Genomic DNA, 26,570 nt, shown 5'->3' with positions numbered 1-26,570 from the left:
GGTATGCGAGAGTGACGCTGACGTAAGAAGTATGTGACGAGCGTGTTACACCGGCCCGAGCCGGGCAGACGGTCACATAGCGTCAGTGACGTGCTCCTATTCATCGCCCGCCGATTGGCCCTCGCCGTCGCCACAGTGCTCGCCGTGGTGACGATCGCCTTCGTGCTCGGCCGTGCTACCGGTGAACCCGGTGCGCTGCTCCTGCCCGACAACGCGACCCAGGCCGATGTCGAAGCGCTCAATTCCGCGCTCGGCTTCGACCGCCCCCTCCTCCTGCAGTACCTCGACACCCTCGCCGGCCTTGTCACCGGCGATTTCGGCGATTCCTACCGCCTGCGCGAATCCGCACTGGGACTCGTTCTCGAACGAGTACCCGCCACCATCGAGCTCGCGTTCTGGGCATTCGTGATCGGCCTCGCACTCGCGGTCGTCGCGGCCCTGGCCATCCAGCTCACGGGCAGCCGGGTGTTGCGGGCCATCGTGGGCTGGGCCGGTGCCCTGCGCCAGTCGGTGCCCGACTTCTTCTTCGCCCTGCTGCTGGTGCTCGTGTTCTCGGTTCTGCTCGGCGCCCTCCCGTCGCTGGGTCGCACAAGCTACGCGAGCCTCGTGCTGCCTGTCGTCACCCTGGCCACCGGCCAGTTCGTCATGTACCTGCGACTGCTGGATGCCGCGCTCAGCGAGCAAGCCGGGCAGGACTTCGTTCGCACCGCCATCGCACAGGGCCAACGCCGCTCGACAGTGCTGTTCACCCGGATGCTGCCCAACGCGATCGTGCCGGTGCTCGGCATGGCCGGCCTCAACCTCGGCGGCCTGCTCGGCGGCACCGTCGTCGTGGAGGTCGTCTTCGCGTGGCCCGGTCTCGCCAAACTCCTCACGGACGCGGTCAGCCAACGCGACTTCCCGATCGTGCAGGCTGGCCTGGTCTTCGTGGCCCTCGCCTTCGTAATCGTCAATACCGCGGTAGACGTCCTCGTGCGCCGCATCGACACCAGGACGGCGGCCGCATGACCACCTCACTCACCCTGGCCACGGCCCCCGTTGTGCAACGCTGGCGGCCACGGCCCGGTGCCATCGTCGGCGCGCTGATGCTCGGCACGGTGCTCCTGCTCACCGCCCTCGTGCCGCTGCTGCCCGGCTACGACCCGATGGGCCAAGACCTGCGCGCGGTCCTGCTGCCGCCCTTCACCGACCCGGCGCATCCGCTCGGCACCGATGCGCTCGGCCGTGATCTGCTCAGCCGTCTCGCGCTCGCCTCGGCCGTGACCCTGGGCATGACCGTGCTGATCGTGATCATGAATGCCGTTCTGGGCAGCCTGGTCGGCATTCTCGCCGGGTACTACGGTGGCCGCCTCGAGGCGCTCATCACCCTGGTGAGCAACGTGACCCTGGCAATGCCCGTCGTGCTGCTGCTCATCGCCATCTGCGCGGTGCTGCAACCCAGCGCCGGCCTGACCATCCTGGTACTCGGCTGCACCTGGTGGGTGGGCTACGCCCGGGTCACCCGAAACATCGCCGCGGCGCTCCGCCGACAGGACTTCGTGGTCTCCCCGCTCACCCAGGGCGCCGACTCCGTGTGGGTGCTCACCCGGCACATCGTGCCCAATGTGTGGCCGCACACCCTCATCATCGCGGCGACCGACGTCGCCACGATCGTGCTGATCACGTCGTCGCTCGAGTATCTCGGCCTCGGCGTGCAGCCGCCCGTACCCAGCTGGGGCTCGATGATCTTCGACGGCCAGCGGCACCTCGCCAGTGACCCGTGTGTGGCTCTGCTGCCCGGCCTGATGCTGCTCCTCGCCGTCGGCGGCGTGCAGTTTCTGAGCCAGCAGTTCACGGCCGAGACCCGCGGCGGCCTGCTGCGAAAGGGAGGAATGCGATGAGCGCCGTTCTACGTATCGACGATCTGCGCATCGAGACCGACGGTGAGACACCACGCGTTCTCGTCGACGGCGTCTCTCTGCGGGTCGACCGAGGGGAGTCCCTCGGCGTCGTGGGGGAGTCCGGTTCGGGCAAGAGCCTCACCGTGCTCGCCGCCCTCGGCCTGCTGCCCGTCGGCACCCGCGTCACCGGGGGCCGCATCGTTCTCGACGACCGCGTGCTCGTCGAAGTGGAGGCGGGCGTCTGGGCGGGCGAGCGCGAACTCCGCGCCCTGCGCGGACGCACCGCCGCCATGGTCTTCCAAGACCCGATGTCCTCCCTCGACCCGCTGCGAGCCGTCGGCGCCCAAGTGGCCTCGGCCGTGCGGGTACACGCCCCACGGCTCGGCCGGCGCGCCACCCGCGAGCGCGCCATCGAACTGCTCACCTCGGTGGGCGTGCGCGACGCCGCCGAGCGCGCCGCCACCCGCCCGCACCAGTGGTCGGGAGGAATGCGTCAACGCGCGATGATCGCCATGGCCATCGCACACGACCCGCTGCTCCTGATCGCCGACGAGCCCACGACCGCGCTCGACGTGACCGTGCAGGCGCAGGTGATGGACCTCCTCGCCGAGGTGCGCGAGCGCACCGGCTCCGCCCTCGTGCTGATCACCCACGATCTCGGCCTCGTCGCCGAGAACAGCGACCGACTCACCGTCATGCACCACGGCCGCGTCGTCGAAACCGGCGCCACCCGCGCGGTGCTCGCGGCACCGGCCGAGGACTACACCCGACGCCTCATGGCAGCGATGCCCGCCGAGCAGGAACGGGCGACCCCCGCGGTACGCGCCGGTGAAGCGGATGCGCTGGACGCCGAGAACATCGTCGTCGACTACAGGGTGTCCGGCCGCAAAACCCCGGTCCGCGCCGTCGACGGCGTCTCGGTGCGCATCATGGCCGGCGAAACCGTGGCGGTAGTCGGGGAATCCGGCTGCGGCAAGTCATCGCTCGCGAAAGCCGTGCTCGGCATCCAACCCGCCGCAGCGGGCACGGTCATCGTCGGCGGAGTCCCGGTGCGCTCCGAACTCGCCGCCCGCACGGCCGCGGAGCGCGAGCTCGCCCAGATCGTCTTCCAGGATCCGTACTCGGCGCTCGACCCGCGCCTGACCGTGCACGAGCTCGTGGCGGAACCGTTGCGCATCCGCCGCGTCTACGACCGCCGCACCGTCGGGGCGCTGCTGGCGGACGTCGGCCTCGACGAGTCCTTCGCCAAGCGCCTGCCCGGTCAACTGTCCGGCGGTCAGCGCCAGCGGGTCGGCATCGCACGTGCTCTCGCGCTGCGGCCCCGACTGCTGGTGCTCGACGAACCCGTCTCAGCACTCGACGTCTCGATCCAGGCCCAGGTTCTCACCCTGCTCGACACCCTGCAGCGCGAGCACGGCCTCGGTTACCTCTTCATCTCGCACGACCTCGGCGTGGTACGCAGCATCGCCGACCGGGTGATCGTCATGCAGCACGGCCGTGTCGTGGAGGAGGCGCCGACGGCGCAGATCTTCAACGACCCACAGCATCCGTTCACCCGCCAGCTGCTCGCCGCGGTACCGCGCCTCGACGGACCGCGCCGCACCGCCGGCGCAGCCGTCGCGTCCTAACCCCCACAGCCACCCTTCGACCCCTGTGTCACCCATCGAAATGAGGATCCCCATGCCCACATCCACCTTCCGCCGCCGGATGCTCAGCGTCGGCGCGCTCGCCGCCACCGGAACCCTGATGCTCTCGGGCTGCGCCGGAGGCTTCGACGGCGACGCCGCTGCCTCGGGGGACACCCCTACCCGGATCGTCGCCGCGATCCCGACCGACCCCACCTCGATGGACCCGATCCGGTCGGGCGCCCTCGTGGTGCTGTCGGTGTTCTTCCACACCTTCGACCAGCTCGTCACCATCACCGCCGACGGCGAGCTCGCGCCCAAGCTCGCCACCGAGTGGACCGCCAACGACGACCTCACCCAGTGGGACTTCACCCTGCAGGAGGGCGTCGAGGCCAGCAACGGCGAAGCCATCACCGCCGAAGATGTGGCCTTCTCGTACCAGACCATCCTGGCCGACCCCACCGGCGAGAACTTCGCCTACCTGAGCTCGGTCGCCTCGGTCGAGGCGGTCGACGAGCTCACGGTGCGCTTCACGCTCACCTCGCCGTTCTCGGCGTTCCCGCGCAACACCTCGCTGATCTCGATCGTGCCCGCCGACACGTACCAGGAGATGGGAGCCGACGCGTTCGCGCAGGATCCGATCGGCTCGGGCCCCTACGTCTTCGACAAGATACAGACCGGCGTCTCCTACGACCTCGTGCGCAACGACGACTACTGGGGCACGGCTCCGGCGATCGAGTCGATCTCGCTGCAGCCGGTCTCCTCCGATGAGTCCCGCGTCAACGGGGTGCTCTCCGGCAGCCTGGACGTGGCCCCCATCGGCCCGACGCAGGTTGAGTCGGTCGAGGGTCAGGATGCCGCGCAGGTGTTCTCCGCGCTCTCCAACGGCGTCGTCTTCCTCGGCGTCAACTCCACCAGCGGCGTGCTGACGGATGCGCGCATCCGCGAAGCCATCGGCCTCGCCATCGACAAGGAGGCGATCACCGAGGGTCTGCTCTCCGGGCTCGCCGAGCCCGCCGCCACGACCCTCGCCCCCGCCGTGGAGGGCTACAGCGAGGATGTCGCCGACCCGGGCTACGACCCCGAGCGTGCCCGAGAGATGCTCGCGGAGGCCGGCTATGCCGGTGAGCCGATCCCGTTCGACTACGCGACCGACGGCCGCATCCCACTCTCCGCCGATGTGGCCCAGACCATCCAGGCCTCACTCGAGGAGGTCGGCATCACGATCGACCTGCGCGGCGCCGACCAGCAGGCGCATACCCTCAAGGTGCGCGGCCGGGAGATGGAGGGGATCTACCTGAACACCTGGGCGCCCTCCACCGTCGACGGCGACCTGCCGCTCACCGACCTGTACGAGCCGGCCGGCAACAACAACTACGCGCAGGACCCCCGCACCGCCGAACTGGCCGCCGAGCAGCGCGGCGTCGAGGGCGACAGCCGCCTCGACGTGTTCGCGGAGCTGCTCAACTACAGCAACGAGCAGGGTTACTACGTGCCGCTCTACGTGCCGATGAACAACTACGCCGCAGACGCAAACCTCGACTGGACGCCCCGGGCCGACGGTCTGTTCGACTTCACCCAGACGAGCTTCAAGTGAGTCGCGCGCTGATCACCGACGCGCGCCCCTGGGGCGGCGCGGCGGCCGATATCAGACTGATCGATGGGGTCATCGCCGAGGTCCTCACACCCGGCACCGCTCCGCAGGCCGGAGAGACGCTGATCGAGGGCCGGGGCCGCATCCTGCTCCCGTCGTTCGCCGACGTGCACGTGCACCTCGACTCCACCCGCCTCGGGTTGCCGTTCCGGGCGCACACGGGTGCGCCGGGGGTGTGGGGCATGATGCTCAACGACCGGGCCAACTGGCGCGGGGCAGAAGTACCGATTGCCGAGCGCACCACCGAGACCCTGGGCCGGATGGTCGCGCACGGCACCACGAGCGTGCGCAGCTACGCACAGGTCGATGTGGATGCGGGCCTGGAACGGTTGCAGGGCGTGCTCGCGGCCAAGGAGGCACACCAGGATCGCGCCAAGGTCGAGGTGATCGCATTCCCGCAAGCCGGTCTGCTGCGCGAGGAGGGCTCCTTCGAACTGCTCGAAGAGGCCATGCGCCAGGGCGCGGACGTTGTCGGCGGCATCGACCCGTGTTTGCTCGATCGCGACCCCACCAAGCACCTGGACCTGGTCTTCGGGCTGGCCGAACGCTTCGACGCTCCCATCGACATCCACCTGCACGAGCCGGATCAACTGGCTAAGTTCTCGGCCGAGCTGATCGTGGAGCGCACCCGCGCCCACGGCATGACCGGCCGGGTCACCATCTCGCACGGCTACGGCCTCGGCCAGCTGCCCCAGGCGCAACTGGTGCCTCTGCTCGAGCAATTCACCGAACTCGACATCGCCTGGGCGACCATCGCCCCCGCGACGCCGTTGCCGACGCTGCTGCTCGCCGAACACGGCATCCGGCTGGGCCTCGGTGAGGACGGCCAGCGGGACTACTGGTCGCCGTACGGCAACGCCGACATGCTCGACCGCACCTGGCAGATGGCCTTCACGAACAACTTCCGTCGCGACGAAGACATCGAGCACTGCGTCGCGGTGGCCACCGTCGGCGGGCGCTCGGTGCTCGGCACCGCACCGGCGCTGCGGGGGCACCTCGACCGCCCCGGTGTCGCCGTCGGCGACCCCGCCGACCTGCAACTTGTCACCGGCGAGACCGTCACCAGCGCAGTGATGGACCGGCTGCCCGACCGCACCGTCCTGTTCCGCGGCGCGGTCGTGGCACACAGCCTCGAGCTCACGGCTGCCGCATGATCGTGCTCACAGCGTCCCAACTCGAAGACCTGGTCGACCGGCCGGCCACCGAGCGGGCCGTCGCACAGGTCTTCACCGACATCGCGAGAGGGGCGGCCGACCAGCCGCGGCCCACCTCGATGGGCACGAACGCGGGAACCGGTCGCTACGTGCTCATGGCGGCGCTGTCGGACACCACCGGCACCGCGGCGGTGAAACTGCTCGCCGACGTGCCTGACAACTCCGCTCGTGGCCTGCCCACCCAGCGCTCGATGATCGTGGTGCTCGACCGCGAGGACGGCGCCCCGGTGGCCCTGCTGCACGGCGGCGTGCCCACCCGGGTGCGCACCGCCGCGGCCAGCGCGGTCGCGACCCGCGCCCTGGCCCGTGAAGACAGCCGCGTGCTGGGCCTGGTGGGAGCGGGCGGGCTCGCCCGCGAGCACGTTGAGGCGCTGCGGGGGGTGCGGGACTGGAACCGGCTGGTGATCTGGTCGCGCACCCCGGTGCGCGCGCAGGCCCTCGCCGACTCTCTCGAATGGGACGGTGCCATCGAGGTGGTCGAGGAGTGCGCGGCGGTCTTCGCCGAAGCGGATGCGATCTGCACGCTCACCCCCTCCGTCACCCCGATCATCCAGGGCGAGTGGCTGCGACCCGGCCAGCACCTCAACGTCGTCGGCGCCCGCCCGCGGCCGGACGAACGCGAGGTCGACTCCAGGGCGATGGCCCGTTCCTCGGTCTGGGTCGACGATATGGACACGGCCGAGACCAAATCAGGTGACCTCATGCTGGCAGTGGCGGAGGGCGCACTCACCCTGCACGACGTGGTCGGAACCATCGGCCAGGTCCTCGCGGGCCTGCGCCCGGGCCGCACAAGCGCCGAACAGATCACCCTCTTCGACTCGGTGGGCATCGGCGCGCAAGACCTCGCGATCGCCGATCTGCTCGTGCGCGAGGCGCGTGCACGGGGCGTGGGGGTGGATCTCGATCTGAATGGCTGAATGCGTGCTCGACGGAGTCGGGCTCAGCTGTCGACCCAGTGCGCGCCGGCGGCGATCACCGCAATGGCGGCACAGCCGGCGCGCACCGTGTTCGCCGCCGTCCATCGGCGGCTGTACTCCGGCCAGAACCGAGCGCCGTCTCGCTCGAGCCGCCGGTTGAGGGGCACGTTGACGGCCACGGTCACGATGGTGCTCGCCAGCGACGCCCCGGCTATGGCGAGTTCAACACCGGCTCCACGGGGCACCGCCGCCACTGCCAGACCGGTGGCGGCTACCGCTGCGGATGCGAAGATCACGATGAACGGTCCACGTTCGGCCTTCCTGTTGATCTGTACCATCGCGGCGGTGGCCTCGTGATTTCCGAGCCGATTCAGTGCGGGCATGACCATGGTCGAGAACGCGGCGTACACGCCGCTGAGCAGCCCTGCTCCCACGACGGCAATGACCTGGATCACGACCAGACTCCAGACGCGGCGGTGCGCCCCGCGTATGCCTTCAGCGAGGACGGTTGGCGCCCCAGCAGGGACTGGACGCCGTCCGCGAGCGAGGCGTTACGACCATCCAGAATGTCGGTGAAGAGATACGCGAGGGGTGTGGCGTCCTCGGTGGGAACTCCGTCCGCGGCGAGGTCGTCAACGAATGTCGGAACGTCGACCGATTCGAACACGATCCTCCGCGCACAGGCGTCGGTGAGAACCTCGGCTACCTGCGCGAAGGTCAGCAGCTCTGGCCCGGACAACTCATACGTGGCGTCGAGCGGGTCCGGTCGGGTGAGGGCCAGAACAGCGGCATCCGCGACGTCGTCGAGATCGACGAAGGCTTCAGGCACGTCGGGTGCCGGAAGGCGCAGTCGACCGCGACGAACCGGACCGGCGAGAAAGTGTTCGGAGAAATTCTGTTGAAACCAGGAACAGCGCAAGACCGTGGTCGGAACCCCACCGCTGCGCAGGGCCGCCTCGCTCAATCTTGCGCCCTCCTCGCCGCGACCCGAGAGCAGCACGAGCCGCTCGAGCCCATGTTGTGCGGCCAGTACGCCCAGTGCGGCCATCTTGTCGGGCGTGCCCGGGAAGGCGAGGTCGGGGGTGAAGCAGACGTACGCCGCCGAGGCGCCGCGGAGAGCGGGAGCCCAGGTCTCGCGGTCTTCCCAGTCGAAGCCTGTGCGGCGTGATGCGGGCCGCGCCGGCAACCCGGAGGCGGTGAAACGGTCGAGGATGCGCGTGCCGGATCGTCCGGCTCCGCCGAGGATGAGACTAGTCATGACTTCAGTACACCGGCATCGGCTTGGACGCGGAATGGGTCACACTGCACAAACCCTTTGTCAGCGTCTAGTCTGGGGGCATGGATCCGTTGACACATTTCCTGGATGGCCCTCGTGCAACGGGCGCTTTTGCTCTCTCCATGCATATGAGCGCCCCGTGGGGCATCTGCGTTCGAGACAACGCCGCCCTGACTGTGCTCGCCGTGACCCGAGGGCAGGCCCGCGTGGATGGAGTGCTGCTCGTTGCCGGTGACGTCGCTCTGATTCGTGGCCCCGAGCCATACACCGTGACGGACGCCTCCGCCAGCCCACCGTCGATCGAGATCGGCCCCGGCCAGGTCTGCACCACCCTGGATGGCCGCGATCTGCGGGATGAGCTGCGACACGGCATCCGGCGCTGGGACAATGCGTTCCCTGGCGAGACCTCGATTCTGGTCGGCACCTACGAACGAACCACTGAGGCCGGCGGCCTCGTCTCCCGCGCCCTGCCTCGACTCGCCCTCGTGCCGAACGACCGCGCCGACGGCTCGCTCGTGGGCCTGCTCGAACGTGAGATCGCGAACGATGATCCGGCAGCCCAGGTCGTCGTGGACCGGCTCCTGGACGTGCTGGTGATCAGCACGATCCGGAGTTGGGTCAACGATCCCGACCGCGCGAGAGAGGCAACCTGGCTTACCTGCTCTGACCCTGTGGTGGCGCAGGCTCTCGAGTGTTTGCATGCCGAACCCGCAGCTCCGTGGACAGTGGAGACCCTTGCCCGTCGGGTCAACACCTCACGGGCCTCGCTTGCCGCACGGTTCAGGACCGGTGTTGGCGAACCGCCTATGAGCTATCTCACCCGCTGGCGACTCACCCTCGCGGGCGACTTGCTGCATTCCCCCGAACACACAGTCTCAGAAGTCGCTCGCAGCGTCGGCTACACCAACGCCTATGCCTTCAGCACCGCCTTCAAACGCCAGGTCGGAGCGACACCGTCGGAGTTCCGCCAGCACCGCCCTGCGCTCTCAAGTCCATAGCCGGCGCCCACCGGCACCCCCAGTCGATACCGGCGTGCAGCAGCGGGCCCTAAAGCGACAGCGCGATCGCGCCGCCGATCATCACCACTGCGAAGACGAGCAGCCCGATCCACTCACCCACGCCCAGGCGCATCCGTCGCCGTCGGCCGCGTTTAGCCACCCGACCGGATCTCGGGGCAGGCTTCAGCCCGACCGCGGCCGTGCCGGCACCCGTGCCCGTTGTGACCGGCGGCACCGTCGGCAGCCGGTCGTCGCGCCAGCGCTCCCACCGGTCGATCTTGTCGCTCAGGGCGCCGACTGCATCGAAAAGTTTCTGCCAAGATTCTGGGTCGAGGGTCACCACGTCGCGGCTGCTGACCAACAACAGCCAATCGTCGATGATCTCCACATCGAATCCGCGCACTCGATCGATCAGGCGCGCCATCACATCCGGGGTGAAGAGGTACAGCGCATCCCGCTCGTACTCCTCGGGGCAATACAGGGTGAATGTAGGGTCGTGGGATGACACGACTTCGATGGGGCGCACTGCTCTGGATCGCCGGCCTTGTAACGGTTCCCGCCCAGCTGATCGCGGCCGCGCAGTGGCCACAGCGGTACTCGTGGACGTCGAACCTGATCAGCGATCTCGGCGTCACCACCTGCGACACCTTCGATGTCGGTACTCGCGTGGAGCGTTACATCTGTTCGCCGGCGCATCTGCTGGTGAACGGATCGTTCATCGTCGTGGGAGCGACGCTCCTGATCGGCTCACTCCTGCTCTGGTCGGCCTGGGCACGGCTGCGCACGGGGCGAGTGGCCATGGCGTTCCTCGCGGCGGGCGGTGTGTTCGTGATGCTGGTTGGTGTGTTCCCCTGGGACACGCATCCTGAAGCGCATGATGTGGTGGCCCTCGCGCAGGCCGTCACTCAGTGGGTCGGCATGATCCTGCTCGCTGTCGCCTCCCGAGGCAACTCTGCTGCGCGCTGGATCTCCGCACTGACAATCGTGAGCCTCATCGTGTCCCTTCTGGGGTTCGTTCTCTTCGTCGATGTCCTCGGTGGCGAGCCTGTCCAGGCGTTGGGCCGGGGACTCATCGAACGTGTCGCCTTCGATACCCTCACGCTGTGGAGCTCCGCCGTCGGGGTCGTGCTGCTCAAGACGTCTACCCGCACCTCGACCGGCGTTGGCGCGTCGCGCCTGGGGAGGCCACTGCGGGCGAGGTGACGGGCAGCTCGCGGCGCTCGACTACAACCATCCGATCGCAAGATGCTCTCACTCTGATGCGATCCGACTATGCCCGCACCAGACCCCACCCCGGCCCCGGATGCCGCCCCCGAGATCGACTGGACCTCCAACGGCATCGAAACAAAGCTGGGCTGGTCCCTCACCGACATGTACCAGGGCTACTCCCGGGCCGGCAGCGTCGCCGTCGCCGATGTGCCCGGCGGCCCCCGCAGCTACCAGGTGCTCGTGCGATCACCACCGAGCAGCCCACCTCGCAGCTGGCCCTGGCGCACAGGCTCGGCAAGTGGAGAATATGCCAGAGCCCCTCCTTCATGGCCGGCCTCGGTCTTTGGAGGCACACACAGTCGTAGCGCGAGGCCCCGAACTGGGGCACCAGCTACTGGGGGATGATCGTTTTCCGACAGCCGTGCGCTGCTAACTTGTGGTTGCTGCGCCCTTCCGACCTGTCAGAGACCCATGAACTCGCGGCCCGTGCGCGTGACCATCCATCATCTCGACCGCGAAGGAATCGCTTGCGCACTCTAGGCCATCTGTCCCCGTACGAATTAGAACCCGCGGTTCCTGCGGATAGCCTGATGGCTGCTCTAACGTTCGTCTTTGTCGCAGTCGCTATCGTTCTCGCAGTTACCCTGGCCTGGGCGCTGGTGACACTTAGACGGCGGCATCTCGTGCGTGGTTCGAGCGACGCCTTGAAGCGGCTCGAGGAGCTGAACTTGCGATCTCAATCACTCATACCGAGCACCGCGCCGATTCACCACTCGTACTCTGTGTCCGTTAACACCAAGGCGAAATTTGATCGCTTCGATCTGTCTTCACGGATGAGTGTGAATGTCCTCGAGAGTGAGCTGTGGTACCTGCAGGAGATCGAGACGCGGCTGGTGCCGACGAGGCAATTCAGAAGGTACACCCACGACGTCGAAGCCATCGAATTTGGCTCGCTCGGCAGAAGCAGCCATCGCCGCCTCAGCGACGCGAGATTCGCTGCAATCGAAAAGAAGGACTTCAATCGCCGCAAGCTGGCGTATCCAACACCGACAGCAAAGGTAACCACAACGGTGAAGTACACGAGCCCAAAGGGCCAGAACTCGTATTCACGGCACGTCAACTGGAACTTCGAACAGCTCCAGCAGGGCCTTGACGCCGCGCAGGCGTCTCGTGCACGACAGTCCACGACAGCCGCCCTGCGGCAGCGGGAGCGAAGCCTGATGACCTCAGGTCTCCGTGTGACGATCTTGCGAAGAGATGACTACCGATGCCGGATGTGCGGCGCCTCGGCAGCAGACGGGGCAGTATTGCACATCGACCACATCACGCCGGTAAGCCGCGATGGCCTGACCGTGCCGGAGAATCTGCAGACGCTCTGTGAGTCGTGCAACCTCGGGAAGAGCAACAGGTTTATCGGCTGAACGTCGGGTGCTTCTTTGGGCCGCGGTAGTCCAATTATTCATGGTCCTGCGTGGGCGACGGGTCAAGTCTCGCGGGAGGGCACCCGCGGCAATCGAACAGGCAGTGGCCCGGGCTCAGGGCCGGTTGGCTGACGCGCCTCTCACACGGAGGGTAATAGACGCGGCTCCCACCTGCCGCCCACATGAGGGGACGCGTGTCAGAGCGGTTCTCTCAGTTCGGAACCGTCACGTCGGACTCGAACCGGCTCCAAGTGAGTGATGCATGCGCTCCAGCCACCTTCGCGAGGCCGTCCAGCATCGCTTCGGTACTGGTGCCGCCGAATCGGGGGGTGACCCAGGTGATTCCATCTTCGATGATGTCGAGGTCGAACCAGAGATGAGCGGGTGTGCGGGCTGGGTGTTCGCGAATGAATGCAGCTTCGACTGATTCATCAGGGGCCGGCTGGACAGCAAGCCACCGCCCAGGCTGCGTGACCGACTGAAGCTCTTGAAGGTGTACGCCGGCGCCATGAAGCTTTTGCAGGGCGAGCTTGACTGCGGCTTGCTTGCTCAGGTTGGGGAAGCTCGTGCCTGCCAGCTGGAGGTTGTATCGCGTGAAATCTCGCCCTGCAGAGATTCCGGCAGTGACCGCGGCCCCCTTCTGACGTTGCTGAATCTGGAAGTCTTTTGCTTCGGGGAGGGGGATGATCTGCTGCACATCGAGCAGCACGTCTTTATCCAGTCGGTAAGCGACGAGGCGGAAGCAGGAGATGTCTGTGCTGTAGTTTTCGTTTAGCCATAGGACGGTGCTAGTAATCTCGGTGCTGAAGTCCGCAGCAACAAGGACAATTCGAACGTGATTAGGCAGCTCTTCGATGGGTTCATCTAGCCAGTTGAGGATGGTATCCCTGGCCTCAGCTACCGGGATGTTGCGAGAATCAGCAAGTGTTTGTACCAGGTGGTCCAGGGTGACAGTGGAGACCATGGCTGCATAGCGCAGCGCCTGGAGCTCCATATGCCCACCATCTTCCGTTCGCTTCAACTCCATGACGACCAAGGTGCCAGTGCGATCGATAGCGAGAATGTCAATCCGCCGGCGGGAGTCCTTGAACAAGTTGTACTCCTCGGCGATGACGAGAAGGTCATCGCTGATGATGCTCATCCGCTCAATCAGAAGGCGCTGCAGGTCGTCGCGCTCTCGTATGTGCTCAGCCGCCAGAGTCGTGCGCACTAGAGGTTCGATCTTGGAAGTTGAGTAGCGGTACAGAGGCATGGGCTCAGTCTGGCGGACTCGAGCAATAAGCGGGTGCATCGTTTTGTTAGTCATCAGATCTCGTCGCTTCCTCGTTCTGTGCCAGGCACGCAGCGGAGGTCGGTGGTCTTTTACAGGGGTCGACGGAATCCATTGACGCACCAACTGCTAGGTTGGCGGAATGGTCGATCAGTCAATCCGGCAGGAGATCGCAGCTTTCGTAGCGGAGCGCGATTGGGCGCAGTTCCACACTCCAGAGAACCTCGCCAAGAGCATTTCCATTGAGGCCAGCGAGCTTCTCGAGTGCTTTCAATGGAATGCCGACGCCGACATGGATCGGGTGCGCGAAGAACTTGCCGATGTCCTCACCTACTGCATCATGCTCGCCGATCGCATCGGAGCGGATCCTGATCAGATCGTTCGCGACAAGCTCGTGACCACGAGAGCGAAATACCCTGCCGATAAGGCTCGGGGGCGCAGTACCAAATATGACGCCCTTTAAGATCGAGCATCTGAAGTTCACTAGCGATTCAATCTCAACTTGGGCCCCCGGCGACCACCGCAACACAAACTGGCCTGTGGTGTACGTCCTGGACGACATCACTGCCAGTCGCCCGACCATGCGAGGCGGCCGACTCAACGACGTGTACGTGGGTGAGTCCCGAAATGCCGTGGCGCGGATGCGCCAGCATCTGGTTGCCCCGGACAAACGACACCTCAGTACCGTCAGGGTCATCGTCGACGAGTCCTTCAACAAGTCTGTCTGCCTCGACCTCGAGTCGTACCTCATTAGGATGCTCGCCGGCGATGGTTCGTACCGGGTCCTGAATCGCAACGATGGAATCACTGAATCGGATTACTTCGATCGACACCGCTATCAAGCCTCATTTCTGGAGGTGTTTGATCAGCTCAGGCGCGATGGGGTCTTCACGCGGAGTATTCCGGAGATTGAGAACAGCGATCTCTTCAAGCTGTCGCCCTTCAAAGCACTGACCTTGGACCAGGCAGTCGCGGTTGAGGGCATCCTCGAGGGTCTATTCGAGGACCTGGGTTCTGGAGCCACGAGCACTACAGTCGTGCAGGGCGAACCCGGCACTGGTAAGACCGTTGTCGCCATTTACATGCTGAAGCTGCTCGTGGACATTGCGAATTCTGTTCCGACTGAAGATCTTGATAGCGATTCCCTCTTCTCCGAGTTCTTCGGCGGTGAATACAAGAAACGCCTTTCCGGAATCCGAATCGGTCTTGTGGTTCCCCAACAGTCGTTGCGGAACTCGATCAAGAAGGTGTTCAAAAAGACGCCTGGATTGAAGCCCGACATGGTGATGACGGCGTTCGAGGTGGGGGAGTCTGACGAGCACTTTGATCTGCTGATTGTCGACGAATCGCATCGTCTCAACCAGCGAGCCAATCAGCCATCAGGCGTGCAAAACAAGAAGTTCCAGGTGATCACCGAGAAGCTGTTCGGCACCGATGACACAACGAAGACCCAGCTCGATTGGATCCGGGCCAAGAGCACACACCAGATTCTCCTGCTCGACGCCGCACAGAGCGTTCGGCCCGCGGACCTTCCTCCCGAAGTCCTCTCGCAGCTCGTGGAACGTGCGCGCGCGGCCAATCGCAACTACCCCCTCGCTACCCAAATGCGGGTGCGCGCCGGCGCGGACTACGTGGGGTACGTCCGACGGATACTCAGCCCCGACGTCGGGGGAGTCTCGGTACCAATGCGTCCTGAGACTTTTGAAGGGTATGACCTTCGCATGTTCGACAGCGTCGCTGACATGCACGCCGAAATTCGTCGTCTGGATGCTGAGGTCGGCCTATCGAGACTGCTGGCCGGATTCGCTTGGGCTTGGACGACTAAGACTGACAAATCCGCCTATGACATCGAGCTTCCGGGCGTTCAGCTTCGCTGGAACGGCACGCAGACTGACTGGATCGCCTCTTCGACCTCGCTTGAGGAGGTCGGGTCTATCCACACCGTGCAGGGGTACGACCTCAACTACGCCGGGGTCATCATCGGCCCCGACCTGCGCTACGACGCCAGCTCGGGGCGCCTTGTCGTCGATCGATCACAGTACTTCGACAAAAAAGGCAAAGAAAATAACGCAGTCCTTGGCAAGGTCTATACCGACGAAGACCTCTTGCGTTTCATCACCAATATCTACGCGGTCCTGCTGACGCGCGGTATCCGAGGCACCTTTATCTACGTGTGCGATCCAGTTCTTCGTGTGCACTTGCAGCAGTTCATGCCGCACAACTAAGAGACAGCTCCGATTTGGGCGGCTGATAGGGGAGGGGACCATCGGGCGCAATGGTGAGCATCCTCCAGCACGTCGCTAGCTAAGCTGACAATACGCATCGACGGCCAAGCAACGGAGTGCACTTGTGAAGAAGAGAATCAATGTCGTCGGTGCTGTTCTCACCAGGGGCCAGACAGTTCTTGCGGCACGTCGCAGCTCCACAATGTCGCTGCCTGGCATGTGGGAATTCCCCGGGGGAAAGATCGAGCCGAACGAGTCGCCAGAGCAAGCTTTGCTCCGCGAGCTAGACGAAGAGTTGCTTTGCTCGGCAGAGATCGGCGAGCACGTCGAAACCACGGAGCACGAGTATGACTTCGGGATCGTAATTCTCACCACGTACTACTGCTCGCTGGTTGGGGCTGAACCTCGCCTCACCGAGCATTCAGAGATTCGCTGGGTACAGGCGACCGAGCTGGACCAGCTTGAATGGGCTCCCGCTGACGTACCTGCTGTGGAACGGGTCATGAAAGACTTTCGGGTTTGAGTTCGACCAGCAGGCAGCTAACCCGCGACAACACGTTTGGATTTCTCGATTCACAGGTCGAGGCCGATCAGGTATTCAATCCGACCCTGGTCTCGAACACCGACGGTAATACGATGCTTCGGGCCATTCGCGATGAGCTGAAGCGCTCAGAGCGATTCGTCTTCTCCGTCGCATTCATCACGCCGAGCGCGATCGCCATGCTCAAACAGGCTCTCCTCGATTTTCGGGGTACCGGCACCATCATCACGTCCACCTACCTCGGATTCAACTCACCCGCCGCATTCTATGAGCTGCTCAATCTCGAGGGCATCGACGTCTACGTGCACCCAGATTCGGCTGCAGGCTTCCACGCCAAAGGCTACATCTTCGAGCAAAAATCAAGCACCACAGCCATAGTGGGCAGTTCCAACCTGACAGAGCGCGCGCTGCTTCAGAATCACGAGTGGAACCTGCGCTTCTCCGCTCTTCCCGACGGTGACATCGTGCAGCAACTGAAGCGAGCGGCTCAAGCACATATTGACGCTTCAGCTTCTCTCACCCGGGCCTGGGTTGACGTGTATGCGTTGACCTGGTCGGCACCACCTCGGGCTTCTCTGGCCGTTCCGAGTGGGACGGAACCGTCTGGTGGTCTTCCGCCGGGCGGAATTATCTTCCCGAATGCAATGCAGGTCGAAGCACTTGCTGAGATTGCTGCGCTGCGGGATGCGGGCGAGCATAAGGCTGTCGTTATTTCTGCAACAGGGACTGGAAAGACAATCCTCTCCGCCCTGGACGTGCGTGCCTATTCACCGGAGCGGATGTTGTTCGTTGTGCACCGCGAACAGATCCTCGACCGTGCAATCGAGGAGTTCAAGCGAGTCCTGGGTGCCCCGGATAGCGACTTTGGCAAGTTTGTCGGGTCGAAGAAAGAACTCGACCGCCGCTACGTCTTTGCTTCGATCCAATCGCTGTCACGGCCAGAGAAGCTCGAAGCGATCTCGCCCAAAGCCTTTGACTATGTCCTGATCGACGAAGTCCACCGTGCCGGTGCCGCCAGCTACCGACGGCTGATCGAGTACCTCGAGCCGGACTTCCTCCTCGGAATGACCGCGACGCCCGAGCGCACCGACGATTTCAACGTGTTCGAGCTATTTGACTACAACGTGCCGTATGAGATTCGTCTCCAGAAGGCCCTTGAGGCAGACATGTTGGCGCCGTTCCATTACTACGGCGTGACCGACTTTATTCAGGCGGACGGCGAGGTCATCGATGAGGTGGCAGACCTCAGTCGGCTTGTGGCCTCCGAGCGGGTGGATCATCTCGTGTCGACAATCGAGCGGTACGGCCACGCTGGTGTTCCGGTTCGAGGGCTGATATTTTGCAGCAAGAACGCTGAGGCTGCCGAGCTCGCCACGCTTCTGAATCAACGTGATGTTCATGGACACCGTCTGCGCGTCCGCGCACTGAGCGGCACAGACTCGGTCGAAGAACGCGAGCTGATTGTGCAGATGTTGGAGCGCGGCGAGCTTGACTACATCGCGACTGTAGACATCTTCAACGAGGGTATCGACATCCCATCGGTCAATCAGGTGATCATGCTTCGGCAGACGCTCTCCAGCATCGTGTTCACACAACAACTGGGACGCGGACTTCGAAAAGCTGCAGGCAAGGACCACCTCGTGGTCATCGACTTCATCGGCAATTACGACAACAACTACCTGATCCCCATTGCACTGTTCGGCGACAGCACCCTGAACAAGGACTCGATCCGCAAGAAGATCATCGATTCTCAAGAAGCGGGCGCCATCGCGGGGCTATCGAGCGTCAACTTCGACGAGATATCGAGGGAGAGGATTTTCGCGTCCCTCGCGACCACAACCCTCGACAGCATGACCAATCTGAAGAAGTCCTTCCTCGAGCTCAAGAACCGTTTGGGGCGTCCGCCGGCGCTACTCGACTTCGCTCGCTTCGATCTGGTTGACCCTGTGGTGATAGCGACGAAGCAGAAGAACTACTGGCGTTTCCTGTGCAAAGTTCGGGTGGTCAACGTCGAGGCCGGCCCTTACGAGAACGCTATTCTGACTTATCTCTCGGGGGAGCTCTTGAACGGCAAGCGCCCCCATGAGCTCCTGCTCCTCGCTGAGCTTCTGTCCACCCCGAATGGAGTGACGGTTGAAGAATTCAAGGCATTGCTGGGGGAAAACGATCTGTCCAGCGAGCCGGCGACTCTCGATTCAGTGCTCGCTCTGCTGAGCTTGTCATTCTTCAAGGAGGCGGATGCCACAAAGTACGGTTCCTCCCCGATCGTCACCCTCCGGGACGGAATCTATCGCCTGGGCGAAGACTTTTCCGCGGCATGGGACAAGGAGGTGATGTTCCGCGAACATGTGCGGGACATCTTGGACACCGGGCTACACCTGGCTCGGCACCGCTACAGATGGACGGGAAGGCTCGAAGTGGGCCAGCGATACTCCCGAAAAGATGTTTGCCGTCTCCTCAACTGGAAGTCGAACCAGCAGAGCACGATCTACGGGTACAAGGTCGACACCTTTTCGAACAGCTGCCCCATTTTCGTCACCTACCACAAGGGCTCTGAGGTGTCAGAGAGCACGAATTATGGTGACGCGTTTCTCAACCCGTCAACCTTAACTTGGTTCACCCGCAGCCGGCGCACCCTCGGGAGTGGAGAGGTAAAGGCCATTGTGGAGAATCGACTTCCGCTTCACCTGTTCGCAAAGAAAGATGATGCAGAAGGCACCGACTTTTACTACCTCGGGCAAGCTCAGGCACGTGATGCCCACCAAACGAGCATGTCGGGAAGTGGGGGTGGAACACTTGATGTCGTGTCCATGACGTTAGGTCTCGCCAGCCCGATTGAATCAAGCCTCTTCGAGTATTTGTCAGCGAGGGGTCGGTAGTCGTCGGGGGCGAGAACCCACTCCATATTCGATCGGCAGTAGCCGAATTCGCAACGCGCGGCCAGCGCGCGGGCTGCTCTGATAGCTTCATACCCCAGTTCGAGGTGCCTAGCGCGATTTAGCGTCTGACAAGGTGATTTATCGCTAAGGTCCAAGCATCAGCACTCAGGGTGTAGTGCGATTCTCGAGGAAGATGTCTTCTACACATTTTCACTGTTCAGTACGTCCACAACTCCGCATGCGAAACAGCCTCAATGGCAGATTGTCACTGCTACTGTCACGGCGCTGGACATCAGAATGATCTAGTTGTTCGAGCCGCGTCATGCACCAATGCTGCTGACTATGCAATCCTCCTCGACAATCTAGAGAAGGTCCTAGGCGGCTTCCACAAAAGAATCCGAGATGTCACTACGCCGACGCGCGGCGCTCGAAACGTGCCGTTACCGAGAGAGATCGTCAGCATGCGGACTTCGGTGGGTAGCGGAGCCACTTGGTTTGAGACCCTGATGGTGGACGAAGCGCTCCACGCCGCATTTATTGAAGTAGCTCAAGGAAGTATGGCTAGCGGCCCCGTCGTCCGGCGTGTGCAGGCTGACTTCGTTAACAGGATTACGCATGGCGCGATCACCGTCATCGGCTCACCAGTAGCTTTCACAAACGTGGTTGAGTCACACGTGTGGTGCAGCATCGTCGCAGAGAAGCTCGGTTCGCTCACGCCAATGAGCAGTGGGGCATTGCCACGGGGTGGTCTTGCAGATATTTGCTACCCGAGGAAGTCAACGGCTAAAGCTCCAAGCTCCCTGGCGGTTGTGCGATCGAGGGGTCTCGCGCACATCGACGCTGCCTACGCAGCCGCAGCGGCAGAGCCCATTCCGAGTGATCAGCTCCTCGCGTTGTTGCGTCTAGTCGGGGCAGCAACTTACCCAGATCTTTGGCACCATGCGGCGGCTGTGCGATTCTGCCTGTCGCCATCTGTCGCCGCGGTCGGTTGGGCGCCTGCAAACACGACCGCCATCGCAACCCCCGCCAATTTTGCTGAACTGCTGGTCGCTGGTATCGAAGGAACCACTGGAGGTTCTGAAATGGCGAAGAATACTTGGCCCACTTCGTTTAGCTGCGCCAGCCATTTTCCTAGGGGCGGCCACGGCATTGCCATCTAGTACCGCACACGTGCGCCGCTGAGAGACCTCGTGATCTGGGCTTTACAGGGGGTGAGGCTTAGCAGGTGCATCCCCGTGACGATGCCCCAGACCAGAGCCGGGGCCAGGCGGTGACCGCGGATGCTGGCGCGGTCAGGACCGCAGGCGGAGCAAAACAGGACCGGTTGGGCTCTTCCTCTCGAGCTCGACGACCGCGTGGCGCGATTTCAGAAAGTCCGAAAATTGGCGGAATCCCAGAGTTCGTTCCTGAAAAGACGGGTCCATGCGTCTCATCTGCAGCTTAAGAGCCGAGGCGTGTTGCCACTCCTGATCGTTGTTCGCCAGCAGGTCCATCGCCCTCACCAGCAAGGCGGTCGCGGCCTTGCGCGCGGCCGGGCTGACGGCCGGGTTTGCGGGCGCGCTTGCTTCGGGACCCTCTGGTTCTTCAGCGATCGTTGGCACAACGTTCGACACCGCAGATGCCGCTGCCGGCGGATCCGTTGTCTTGATAGCAGGCTCGGTGAGCTGTGCCGCGCTCACCACGCCCGGCAGGGAGTCATAGTCGGCGAACTCGTGGCAGGCCGCGGCCAGCGCGGTGCTGGTGGCCCCGGATACTCCGATGCCGATGACGTAACGGCCGAGTCTCTTACATCGCTGGGCGAGCGGGATGTAGTCCGAGTCGCCGGCGACGATGACGATGTGGCTGAGGTCGGCAGACCGGAAGGAATCTTCCATGACGTCGATGGCCAGGCGGATGTCCGCCCCGTTCTTGAGCGATGCCACCGTGGGAAAGAGCTGAATCAGATCGACGGCGCGGTCGGTAAGTTGCCGCTGGTAGCGCGCGTTGACCGCGGCCGACCAGTCGGCGTAGGCGCGGCTGATGACGATGGCGCCAAACGACGATGCGTAGTCGAGCACGGCGCCGACATCGATCATGGCCAGTTGGATGCGTGCGGTGACCGCCGGGTCGGCCTTGGCGTTGCCGTTGGTATGGTGGCGCGCTTTGTCTTTGGCGAACTGATTGGTGCCGTGCAACTGGTTGTAGCGGGAGATGACGATGTTGTCGAAGTCCAGATAGACCCCAACCTGATCTTCTGACTGCTCGGCCATCCGGTGTTCCTCTTTACTGGGGGTGTCGCGTCCATCCCGTCGGGACGTGAATAGGAGATTGAATCGAGAAGGGCCGTTTTCGCGATAGCTCTGCACCCGACTAAGCGGGTAGGAACGAAGCCGCAAGCAGGCCATGAACGAATCGCGCGGTCTGCTCGGTCAGCGTTCCGGGCTTCAGGAGGTTCTCGATGGCCTTCTTGGGCCACACGACGCGCACTCCACCGATGACGAAAGCGCCACCGATGAGGGGCCAGTCGGCGCCAACGAAACACAGCATTCCGTGCACGGGAATCTCTTCCCAGCCCGCGTCTCTAAGCGCGGACCTCACGAGACTGACCTGCTTCTGCACACCGGCGACCTGCTTAGTGCGGTCCCGCGATCCGACCATAAGTTTCTCTGTTCGGGGGCTGAACAGTCCACCTTCAACTCTCAGGCTCGGACGACCTTGATACTTCTTGGCGTCAATAACGAAGACCCCCGCTGCAGTCACGGCGATGTGATCGATGTTCGCTTTGGAACGCGGGATGCGACGGTCGTGCAGAACGCGAACGCCATGTCCGCTGAGCGCATCGAGGCTTTGGCCGAGGTCTTCCTCTCCGCGCGCTCCGATAGCCCAGGCTTGAGTGCTCTGCGGATCATCGGACAGCGCGAGTATCAGGTTCCCCAGGTGCGGGTGCTTGTCGCGGATCCTCGTGGCGCGCTTCTCTCTGAGACGCTCGTGTTCTCGCCTGGCGGAGGCGCCGGCGGTGCCCGTGAAGACCTCGAATTGTTCTGTTCCTTGTTCCAGCTCCACGACAGTGAGCGCCTCGGGCGACGGAACTACCACCGGGCTGGCGGCCACCGGCGCGGCCGGGGTCGAGTGGGGCGGGCATTCCACGCAGGTAACGGTCTTGGACTCTCGCTCGTACATTGCCACGGTCCCGGCGGGAAGTGCGTATCCACAGGCTCGGCATCGTCCTGCGTAGCGCAGCCGCATTCTGTTTGGCGGTGGCGTCGCTTCGTCGCTCACGCCGTTGCCCCCTGCGCCGCGATGCAGCCGACCCACACTCCGTCGCGGGACCGCGTTATGCCCACGAACAGTTCGCGGCGGTCGCGCTCGTCGCGTTCGATCTGGGAATCGGACCACTCTTGGTCAGCGACGCCGGGGGACATCAATTGTTCCGCGACCCAGGGCAGAAGCACCTGCTTGAACTCCAGACCCTTGGCCCGCTTGATGGTGCCGACCTTTACGGCATCCGTGGACGAGCCGTCGTAATCGGTGAGTGCGATGACCGGGATGCCCGCGGTGCGGAGCAGCATGACCGCGTCGCGCACCTGCCAGGTGGTGGAGCAGAGCACGCCCACGTCGCCCCAGCCCACGCTCATGCTCTGCGTAGCCCGGCGAATCTGCTGGATGAGTTTTCCGTCGTGGTCGGTTCGTGTGCGGGCCCGGGCGAAGAGGGGGCGATCACCGTGGCGTGGCGAGGTGATCGCGGTGGCGTTGGTGCTGGCGCCTTCGATGTCGACGTAGCTGGCATCGCCGACCACGTGGGATGCCAGGGCGAGGATTTCCGCGGTGTTGCGGTAGTTGACGTCCATGATCACGCCGCGGCCGGCGACGGAGAGGCCCGCCTCGGCGAGGGTGTATCCGCCGGGGTAGATGGTCTGTTGGCCGTCGCCGATCAGGGTGAACGCATCCGCCCCGTCGCCGGCAACGGAGGCAAGCATGCGGATCATCGCGCAGGACAGGTCCTGGGCCTCGTCGACGATGACGGCGGTGTACCCGACCATCGGTGTGGCACGCAGGGCCGCTTCGGCGAGCAGGATCAGGTCGGCGAAGTCGTGCACCTCGCGGGTGCGCAGGAACGATTCGTAGCGCTGGTAGAGCGCCCATACCGAGCGGCGCTGGTCGAGGGTGAGGCGGCGGCGCCGGCCGATGCGGGCGCAGTCGGCGTACTCCTCGAAGGTGGTGAGGCCACGGCCCTTGATCACGTGGTCGAGCTCCTCCCGCCAGTAGCGGGAGTTCGTGTCGATGGTAACGAGCGGCCCGGAGGTCGCCTTCCAGGCCTCCTCGAAGGCCTGATCGGCCAACTTGGGCTTCACCTGCACGTCGATGCCGCGCTGGTCGAGCACCTTGCGGGCGAACTGGTGTACACCGGTGAACTCCACCCGGTCGGCGACATCCGGCGCCATGCGCCCGAGCAGATTGCTGAGCACGTCGGGCAGGGTGCGCACGAAGGTGGTCACCAGCACGCGCGCATCCGCCTGCGACCGGGCCAGGTAGGCCGCGCGGTGCAGCCCCACGACGGTCTTGCCGGTCCCGGCCGCCCCACGGATGCGGGAGGGACCGTTGAAACTGCGGCGCACCAACTTGGCCTGGTCGGGGTGCAGGAAGGTCATCCACTCCTCGATCGGCGGGGCGAGGAGCCCCTCGAGGATGGCGGCTTCGATGTCGCTCTCTGTAGGTAGGTGGTCCAGATCGAGGACGGGTTCCGGGCCGATGATCGGTTCGGGTAGGGTGACGTCGAGCGGGGCCGGCGCGCCGATCAGCGGGAAGTGCTTGATCGCGGCGGCCAAGACCAGCTCGACGGCGGAGGCGGTGAGGCGCTGCCCGCGGCGGGCGATGTGGCGCACGATGTCGCCTTCGCCGACGATCTCGACCCCGCCGACTGACGCGTTGACGCCCTTGTGTCCGGCGAAGACGACCACGGGGCGTACCTCGCCCGGGGCGAGGCCGATCTCGGCCAGCGCGGCCTCGGTCTTCCAGGCAAGGTCGGCCAGGCCGTCGAATTCGTCGGTGACGTCGGCCTGGCCGCGAAACACCCGGCCGGCGGCGATGACCGGATCCTTCCACGCTTTGGTGTCCACGATGAACAGGCCGCCGGGACCGACGACGACCATGTCGACCTGAGCGCGACGGCTGCCGGGCCACTGGCGGTCGGGTAGGAAGTGGTAGCCGGCTGCGGCCAGGGGAGCAAGCACGTGGGCGATGCGCTTCTCGCTATCGGCGGCGGCGAAGTAGTTCGCCGCCTTCGCCCTCGAGGACTCTGCGGCCTGCGCATGCGCTTCCGAGAGGGCCAGTTGGCGTGTGGCCTCGCTCCACGCCGATCCGCCTGCCGACATCCGTCCCCCGAACCTAGATATGGGCTGAGCTTATCGGCAGGTCTGCGACGGGCAGACGCGGATCCTCACAAGGTTCGACGGGAGCTGCCCTGACGGCATGGAAGGTCAGCCCCGAAAAGGGGGGATGCTACGGGCCGGGCGCTCCGCCCGAGGATGAAAGGATGGCTCTGGAGCGGCCGATCGGGCGAGAATTCTCGGCGGTTGTTGTCCGCAAACAGGAACTCGCCGCGGGTCGCGTCTCGACTGACCTCGGCGACGATTCCGGCCCTATCGACATGTTGCCGATGCGGTGGGCGCCGGCGAGTCCGCGGCATCACGAGTGAATCTCAGGGGAGAAGACAGATGACCATGACGACCGGGCAGCCACCTGCCGACTGGTATGCGGACCCGATCGGCCGCCATGAGCGGCGGTATTGGGATGGTTCCGGATGGACTGAGCATGTGTATTCAAACGGACAGCAGACAGTTGACCCGATGTCCTCGCCGACACCGGATGCAAGGGTTGAATCAACGACGGCCGCGACGGCCGAGAGCGCCGGGCCGGTCGTCCCCGCCAAGGTGTCATTTTTCGGCGCGCGGAAGGTGGCCCGCGACGCGCAGGAGGAAAACCGGCGCCTGCAGGCGCTGCTGGATAAGCACGGCCTTCGCGAGATCGCCGAGCTGGAAGCGATGACGGAAGACCTAAAGCTGGAGATCGCGACCGCGCGAGAGGATCTCGCGCTGCACGTGGCCGCCACCGAGCAGGACCTGGCTCGAAAGATAACGGCGACAGAGCAGGATCTTGCCCGTCAGATCGCCGAAGCCGAGCAGGAGCTCCGCAACACGCAGGCCGCGAAATTCGCTGCGGCGGCTGAGCGAGCATCCGTGGCCGCTGAGATCGTCAACCTTCGCGACTCGGTCCTCTTGCAAGAGTTCGGCCTCTACGACAATGAGCACCCCGCTGAGTCTTCAGTTTCCCTCGCCACGGAACTGGAGTCCTTACGCACCCAGATCAAACAGGCGGTTCGCGAGGGGCAGGCGACGACGGCAACCACTGGCTTCACCTTCAACAACAGCACGGCCAAGGGCGGCAAGTTCGTGCGCGATATGTCGAAGCTGATGCTCCGCTCCTACAACGCGGAGGCGGAGAACTGCCTAAAGTCAGTGCGCGCCGGCAATCTCGCCACGGCCCAGAAGCGACTCGGCACGACAGTTGACCAAGTCGAACGTCTTGGCGGGATGATCGACCTGCACATCACTCCGTACTATCACCGTCTGCGTCTGCGTGAGCTGGAGTTCGCCAGTCGGCACCTGCAGGCGCTGCAGGTGGAGAAGGAGCTTGAGCGTGAACGCCGGGAGGAACTGCGCCAGCAGAAGCAGGCGGAGCAGGAACTGGCGCGCGAGAAGGAGAAGCTCGAAAAGGAGCGTTCCCACTATGCGAACGTGCTGGCTACCCTCATCGAAAACGGCGACGCCGAAGGCGCTGAGCGGATGCGCGCTCAGCTGGCCGACGTCGATCGCGCCATCGAAAACGTCGACTATCGGGCCGCGAACATAAAGGCTGGCTACGTCTACGTGATCAGCAACATCGGATCGTTCGGACCCGAGGTCGTGAAGATCGGGATGACCCGCCGGCTCGTGCCGATGGATCGCGTCCACGAACTCGGCGACGCGTCTGTCCCGTTCCGGTTCGATGTGCACGCACTGTTTTTCGCCGACAACGCACTCGCGGTCGAAGCTATGCTCCACCAGCATTTTGCAGACCGGCGCCTCAACCGAGTGAACCTCCGCCGCGAGTACTTCCGTGCAACTCCCGCCGAGGTGCTCGAGGTCCTCAATGCGCATCGTGTCGAGGTGCTTGAGTACACGGTCGAACCGGAAGCGGCCGAGTTCCGGAGCAGCGTTGTGCTGTCTCCCAGCGCATAGGGAGTGGTGGCGGGACGCGGATGCGCTAGCAGTGGGGAGGCGCTTCTGGGTGGATTGGCCATCGGTTGGAGGTGTCGGATTCAGTGTGGTCCGGCGACCTCGCGGCATCCGTGCGCACGATTCGCGACCGTGGGAGTAGACCCACTTTGACAGGTGTCCGAATCTCCGAGCCGGAAAGAGACGGCAATCGCGTGTGACGCACGCG

Annotated in this window: 21 protein-coding genes; 14 read left to right on the top strand and 7 right to left on the bottom strand. The window is 64.2% G+C overall.

The annotated features are described in order from the left end of the window. Nucleotides 1-90 precede the first annotated feature (90 nt). Genes E3T19_RS02535 through E3T19_RS02510 form a run of 6 tightly spaced genes read left to right on the top strand, consistent with a single transcriptional unit; the run spans nucleotide 91 to nucleotide 7,290 of the window. Nucleotides 91-1,008, top strand: coding sequence for an ABC transporter permease (locus tag E3T19_RS02535; RefSeq protein ID WP_166788771.1), 918 nt, complete (start codon nucleotides 91-93; stop codon nucleotides 1,006-1,008). Beyond that, entirely contained in the window at nucleotides 1,005-1,880 is an 876-nt protein-coding gene (locus E3T19_RS02530; RefSeq protein ID WP_134408031.1) for an ABC transporter permease, read from the top strand. The genes E3T19_RS02535 and E3T19_RS02530 overlap by 4 nt, the downstream gene beginning before the upstream one ends. Further along, entirely contained in the window at nucleotides 1,877-3,508 is a 1,632-nt protein-coding gene (locus E3T19_RS02525; protein WP_134408030.1) for an ABC transporter ATP-binding protein, read from the top strand. Before E3T19_RS02530 ends, E3T19_RS02525 begins: the two co-directional genes overlap by 4 nt. 52 nt (nucleotides 3,509-3,560) lie before the next feature. Further along, nucleotides 3,561-5,102, top strand: a complete 1,542-nt coding sequence (locus E3T19_RS02520) for an ABC transporter substrate-binding protein (RefSeq protein ID WP_166788770.1) — start codon at nucleotides 3,561-3,563, stop codon at nucleotides 5,100-5,102. Beyond that, a complete protein-coding gene (locus E3T19_RS02515; protein ID WP_241979958.1) occupies nucleotides 5,099-6,313 on the top strand; it encodes an amidohydrolase family protein in 1,215 nt (404 codons plus the stop codon). Before E3T19_RS02520 ends, E3T19_RS02515 begins: the two co-directional genes overlap by 4 nt. Beyond that, nucleotides 6,310-7,290, top strand: a complete 981-nt coding sequence (locus E3T19_RS02510; protein ID WP_134408028.1) for an ornithine cyclodeaminase family protein — start codon at nucleotides 6,310-6,312, stop codon at nucleotides 7,288-7,290. Before E3T19_RS02515 ends, E3T19_RS02510 begins: the two co-directional genes overlap by 4 nt. A gap of 23 nt (nucleotides 7,291-7,313) precedes the next feature. Here the strand turns inward: E3T19_RS02510 and E3T19_RS02505 are convergent, their stop codons facing one another. Continuing rightward, on the bottom strand, nucleotides 7,314-7,745 hold the full coding sequence (locus tag E3T19_RS02505) for an anthrone oxygenase family protein (protein ID WP_134408027.1): 432 nt from the start codon (nucleotides 7,743-7,745) through the stop codon (nucleotides 7,314-7,316). After that, complete coding sequence (locus E3T19_RS02500) at nucleotides 7,742-8,548, bottom strand: SDR family oxidoreductase (RefSeq protein ID WP_134408026.1); 807 nt, start codon at nucleotides 8,546-8,548, stop codon at nucleotides 7,742-7,744. The genes E3T19_RS02505 and E3T19_RS02500 overlap by 4 nt, the downstream gene beginning before the upstream one ends. Nucleotides 8,549-8,628: 80 nt before the next feature. On the opposite strand from E3T19_RS02500, the gene E3T19_RS02495 reads away from it, so the two are divergent. After that, the gene (locus E3T19_RS02495) at nucleotides 8,629-9,564 is read left to right on the top strand and encodes an AraC family transcriptional regulator (protein ID WP_134408025.1); all 936 of its coding nucleotides are present in this window, start codon (nucleotides 8,629-8,631) and stop codon (nucleotides 9,562-9,564) included. 49 nt (nucleotides 9,565-9,613) lie between these two features. Here the strand turns inward: E3T19_RS02495 and E3T19_RS02490 are convergent, their stop codons facing one another. Beyond that, complete coding sequence (locus E3T19_RS02490; RefSeq protein ID WP_134408024.1) at nucleotides 9,614-10,072, bottom strand: hypothetical protein; 459 nt, start codon at nucleotides 10,070-10,072, stop codon at nucleotides 9,614-9,616. Here E3T19_RS02490 and E3T19_RS02485 point away from each other — a divergent pair. After that, complete coding sequence (locus tag E3T19_RS02485) at nucleotides 10,066-10,767, top strand: DUF998 domain-containing protein (RefSeq protein ID WP_134408023.1); 702 nt, start codon at nucleotides 10,066-10,068, stop codon at nucleotides 10,765-10,767. The two genes, E3T19_RS02490 and E3T19_RS02485, sit on opposite strands and share 7 nt — an antisense overlap. Before the next feature lie 596 nt (nucleotides 10,768-11,363). After that, nucleotides 11,364-12,194 carry an HNH endonuclease gene (locus E3T19_RS02480; protein ID WP_166788769.1) on the top strand — a complete coding sequence of 277 codons (831 nt, stop codon included), beginning with the start codon at nucleotides 11,364-11,366 and terminating at the stop codon, nucleotides 12,192-12,194. 211 nt (nucleotides 12,195-12,405) lie between these two features. Here E3T19_RS02480 and E3T19_RS02475 read toward each other — a convergent pair whose 3' ends face one another. Further along, nucleotides 12,406-13,446: a hypothetical protein gene (locus tag E3T19_RS02475; RefSeq protein ID WP_134408021.1), complete on the bottom strand. Its 1,041-nt coding sequence runs from the start codon at nucleotides 13,444-13,446 to the stop codon at nucleotides 12,406-12,408. A gap of 160 nt (nucleotides 13,447-13,606) precedes the next feature. Between E3T19_RS02475 and E3T19_RS02470 the strand changes: the two genes are divergently transcribed. From E3T19_RS02470 to E3T19_RS02455, 4 genes are all read left to right on the top strand, one after another. Continuing rightward, nucleotides 13,607-13,927, top strand: coding sequence for a nucleotide pyrophosphohydrolase (locus E3T19_RS02470; protein ID WP_134408020.1), 321 nt, complete (start codon nucleotides 13,607-13,609; stop codon nucleotides 13,925-13,927). 76 nt (nucleotides 13,928-14,003) lie between these two features. After that, a complete protein-coding gene (locus E3T19_RS02465; protein ID WP_370294235.1) occupies nucleotides 14,004-15,689 on the top strand; it encodes a DNA/RNA helicase domain-containing protein in 1,686 nt (561 codons plus the stop codon). 124 nt (nucleotides 15,690-15,813) lie between these two features. After that, nucleotides 15,814-16,212 carry a (deoxy)nucleoside triphosphate pyrophosphohydrolase gene (locus E3T19_RS02460; RefSeq protein WP_134408018.1) on the top strand — a complete coding sequence of 133 codons (399 nt, stop codon included), beginning with the start codon at nucleotides 15,814-15,816 and terminating at the stop codon, nucleotides 16,210-16,212. Further along, the gene (locus tag E3T19_RS02455; protein ID WP_166788768.1) at nucleotides 16,209-19,109 is read left to right on the top strand and encodes a DUF3427 domain-containing protein; all 2,901 of its coding nucleotides are present in this window, start codon (nucleotides 16,209-16,211) and stop codon (nucleotides 19,107-19,109) included. Before E3T19_RS02460 ends, E3T19_RS02455 begins: the two co-directional genes overlap by 4 nt. Nucleotides 19,110-20,401: 1,292 nt before the next feature. On the opposite strand, the gene E3T19_RS02450 is transcribed toward E3T19_RS02455, so the two are convergent. The 3 genes from E3T19_RS02450 to E3T19_RS02440 form a co-directional block, all read right to left on the bottom strand. After that, a complete protein-coding gene (locus tag E3T19_RS02450; protein WP_134408017.1) occupies nucleotides 20,402-21,358 on the bottom strand; it encodes an NYN domain-containing protein in 957 nt (318 codons plus the stop codon). A gap of 100 nt (nucleotides 21,359-21,458) precedes the next feature. Next, nucleotides 21,459-22,151, bottom strand: a complete 693-nt coding sequence (locus E3T19_RS02445) for a nuclease-related domain-containing protein (protein WP_241979954.1) — start codon at nucleotides 22,149-22,151, stop codon at nucleotides 21,459-21,461. Between the two features lie 212 nt (nucleotides 22,152-22,363). Beyond that, nucleotides 22,364-24,460, bottom strand: a complete 2,097-nt coding sequence (locus E3T19_RS02440) for a nuclease-related domain-containing DEAD/DEAH box helicase (protein WP_134408016.1) — start codon at nucleotides 24,458-24,460, stop codon at nucleotides 22,364-22,366. Nucleotides 24,461-24,802: 342 nt separating this feature from the next. On the opposite strand from E3T19_RS02440, the gene E3T19_RS02435 reads away from it, so the two are divergent. Further along, nucleotides 24,803-26,365 (top strand): DUF4041 domain-containing protein, encoded by a 1,563-nt coding sequence (locus tag E3T19_RS02435; protein ID WP_241979952.1) that lies wholly within the window; start codon nucleotides 24,803-24,805, stop codon nucleotides 26,363-26,365. The last annotated feature ends 205 nt before the right edge of the window (nucleotides 26,366-26,570 follow it).

Source organism: Cryobacterium sp. TMT4-31 (genome assembly GCF_004403385.1).
Classification (GTDB): domain Bacteria; phylum Actinomycetota; class Actinomycetes; order Actinomycetales; family Microbacteriaceae; genus Cryobacterium; species Cryobacterium zongtaii.
The sequence above is the reverse complement of the archived record's forward strand: the minus strand, read 5'-3'. Positions and strand labels throughout refer to the sequence as shown.

Coding starts and splice junctions, on each gene's coding strand:
- E3T19_RS02500 (WP_134408026.1), bottom strand. CDS start 8,548: ATGACTAGTCTCATCCTCGGCGGAGCCGGACGATCCGGCACGCGCATC.
- E3T19_RS02485 (WP_134408023.1), top strand. CDS start 10,066: ATGACACGACTTCGATGGGGCGCACTGCTCTGGATCGCCGGCCTTGTA.
- E3T19_RS02470 (WP_134408020.1), top strand. CDS start 13,607: ATGGTCGATCAGTCAATCCGGCAGGAGATCGCAGCTTTCGTAGCGGAG.
- E3T19_RS02450 (WP_134408017.1), bottom strand. CDS start 21,358: ATGGCCGAGCAGTCAGAAGATCAGGTTGGGGTCTATCTGGACTTCGAC.
- E3T19_RS02440 (WP_134408016.1), bottom strand. CDS start 24,460: ATGTCGGCAGGCGGATCGGCGTGGAGCGAGGCCACACGCCAACTGGCC.
- E3T19_RS02480 (WP_166788769.1), top strand. CDS start 11,364: ATGGCTGCTCTAACGTTCGTCTTTGTCGCAGTCGCTATCGTTCTCGCA.
- E3T19_RS02475 (WP_134408021.1), bottom strand. CDS start 13,446: ATGCCTCTGTACCGCTACTCAACTTCCAAGATCGAACCTCTAGTGCGC.
- E3T19_RS02435 (WP_241979952.1), top strand. CDS start 24,803: ATGACCATGACGACCGGGCAGCCACCTGCCGACTGGTATGCGGACCCG.
- E3T19_RS02530 (WP_134408031.1), top strand. CDS start 1,005: ATGACCACCTCACTCACCCTGGCCACGGCCCCCGTTGTGCAACGCTGG.
- E3T19_RS02495 (WP_134408025.1), top strand. CDS start 8,629: ATGGATCCGTTGACACATTTCCTGGATGGCCCTCGTGCAACGGGCGCT.
- E3T19_RS02510 (WP_134408028.1), top strand. CDS start 6,310: ATGATCGTGCTCACAGCGTCCCAACTCGAAGACCTGGTCGACCGGCCG.
- E3T19_RS02525 (WP_134408030.1), top strand. CDS start 1,877: ATGAGCGCCGTTCTACGTATCGACGATCTGCGCATCGAGACCGACGGT.
- E3T19_RS02520 (WP_166788770.1), top strand. CDS start 3,561: ATGCCCACATCCACCTTCCGCCGCCGGATGCTCAGCGTCGGCGCGCTC.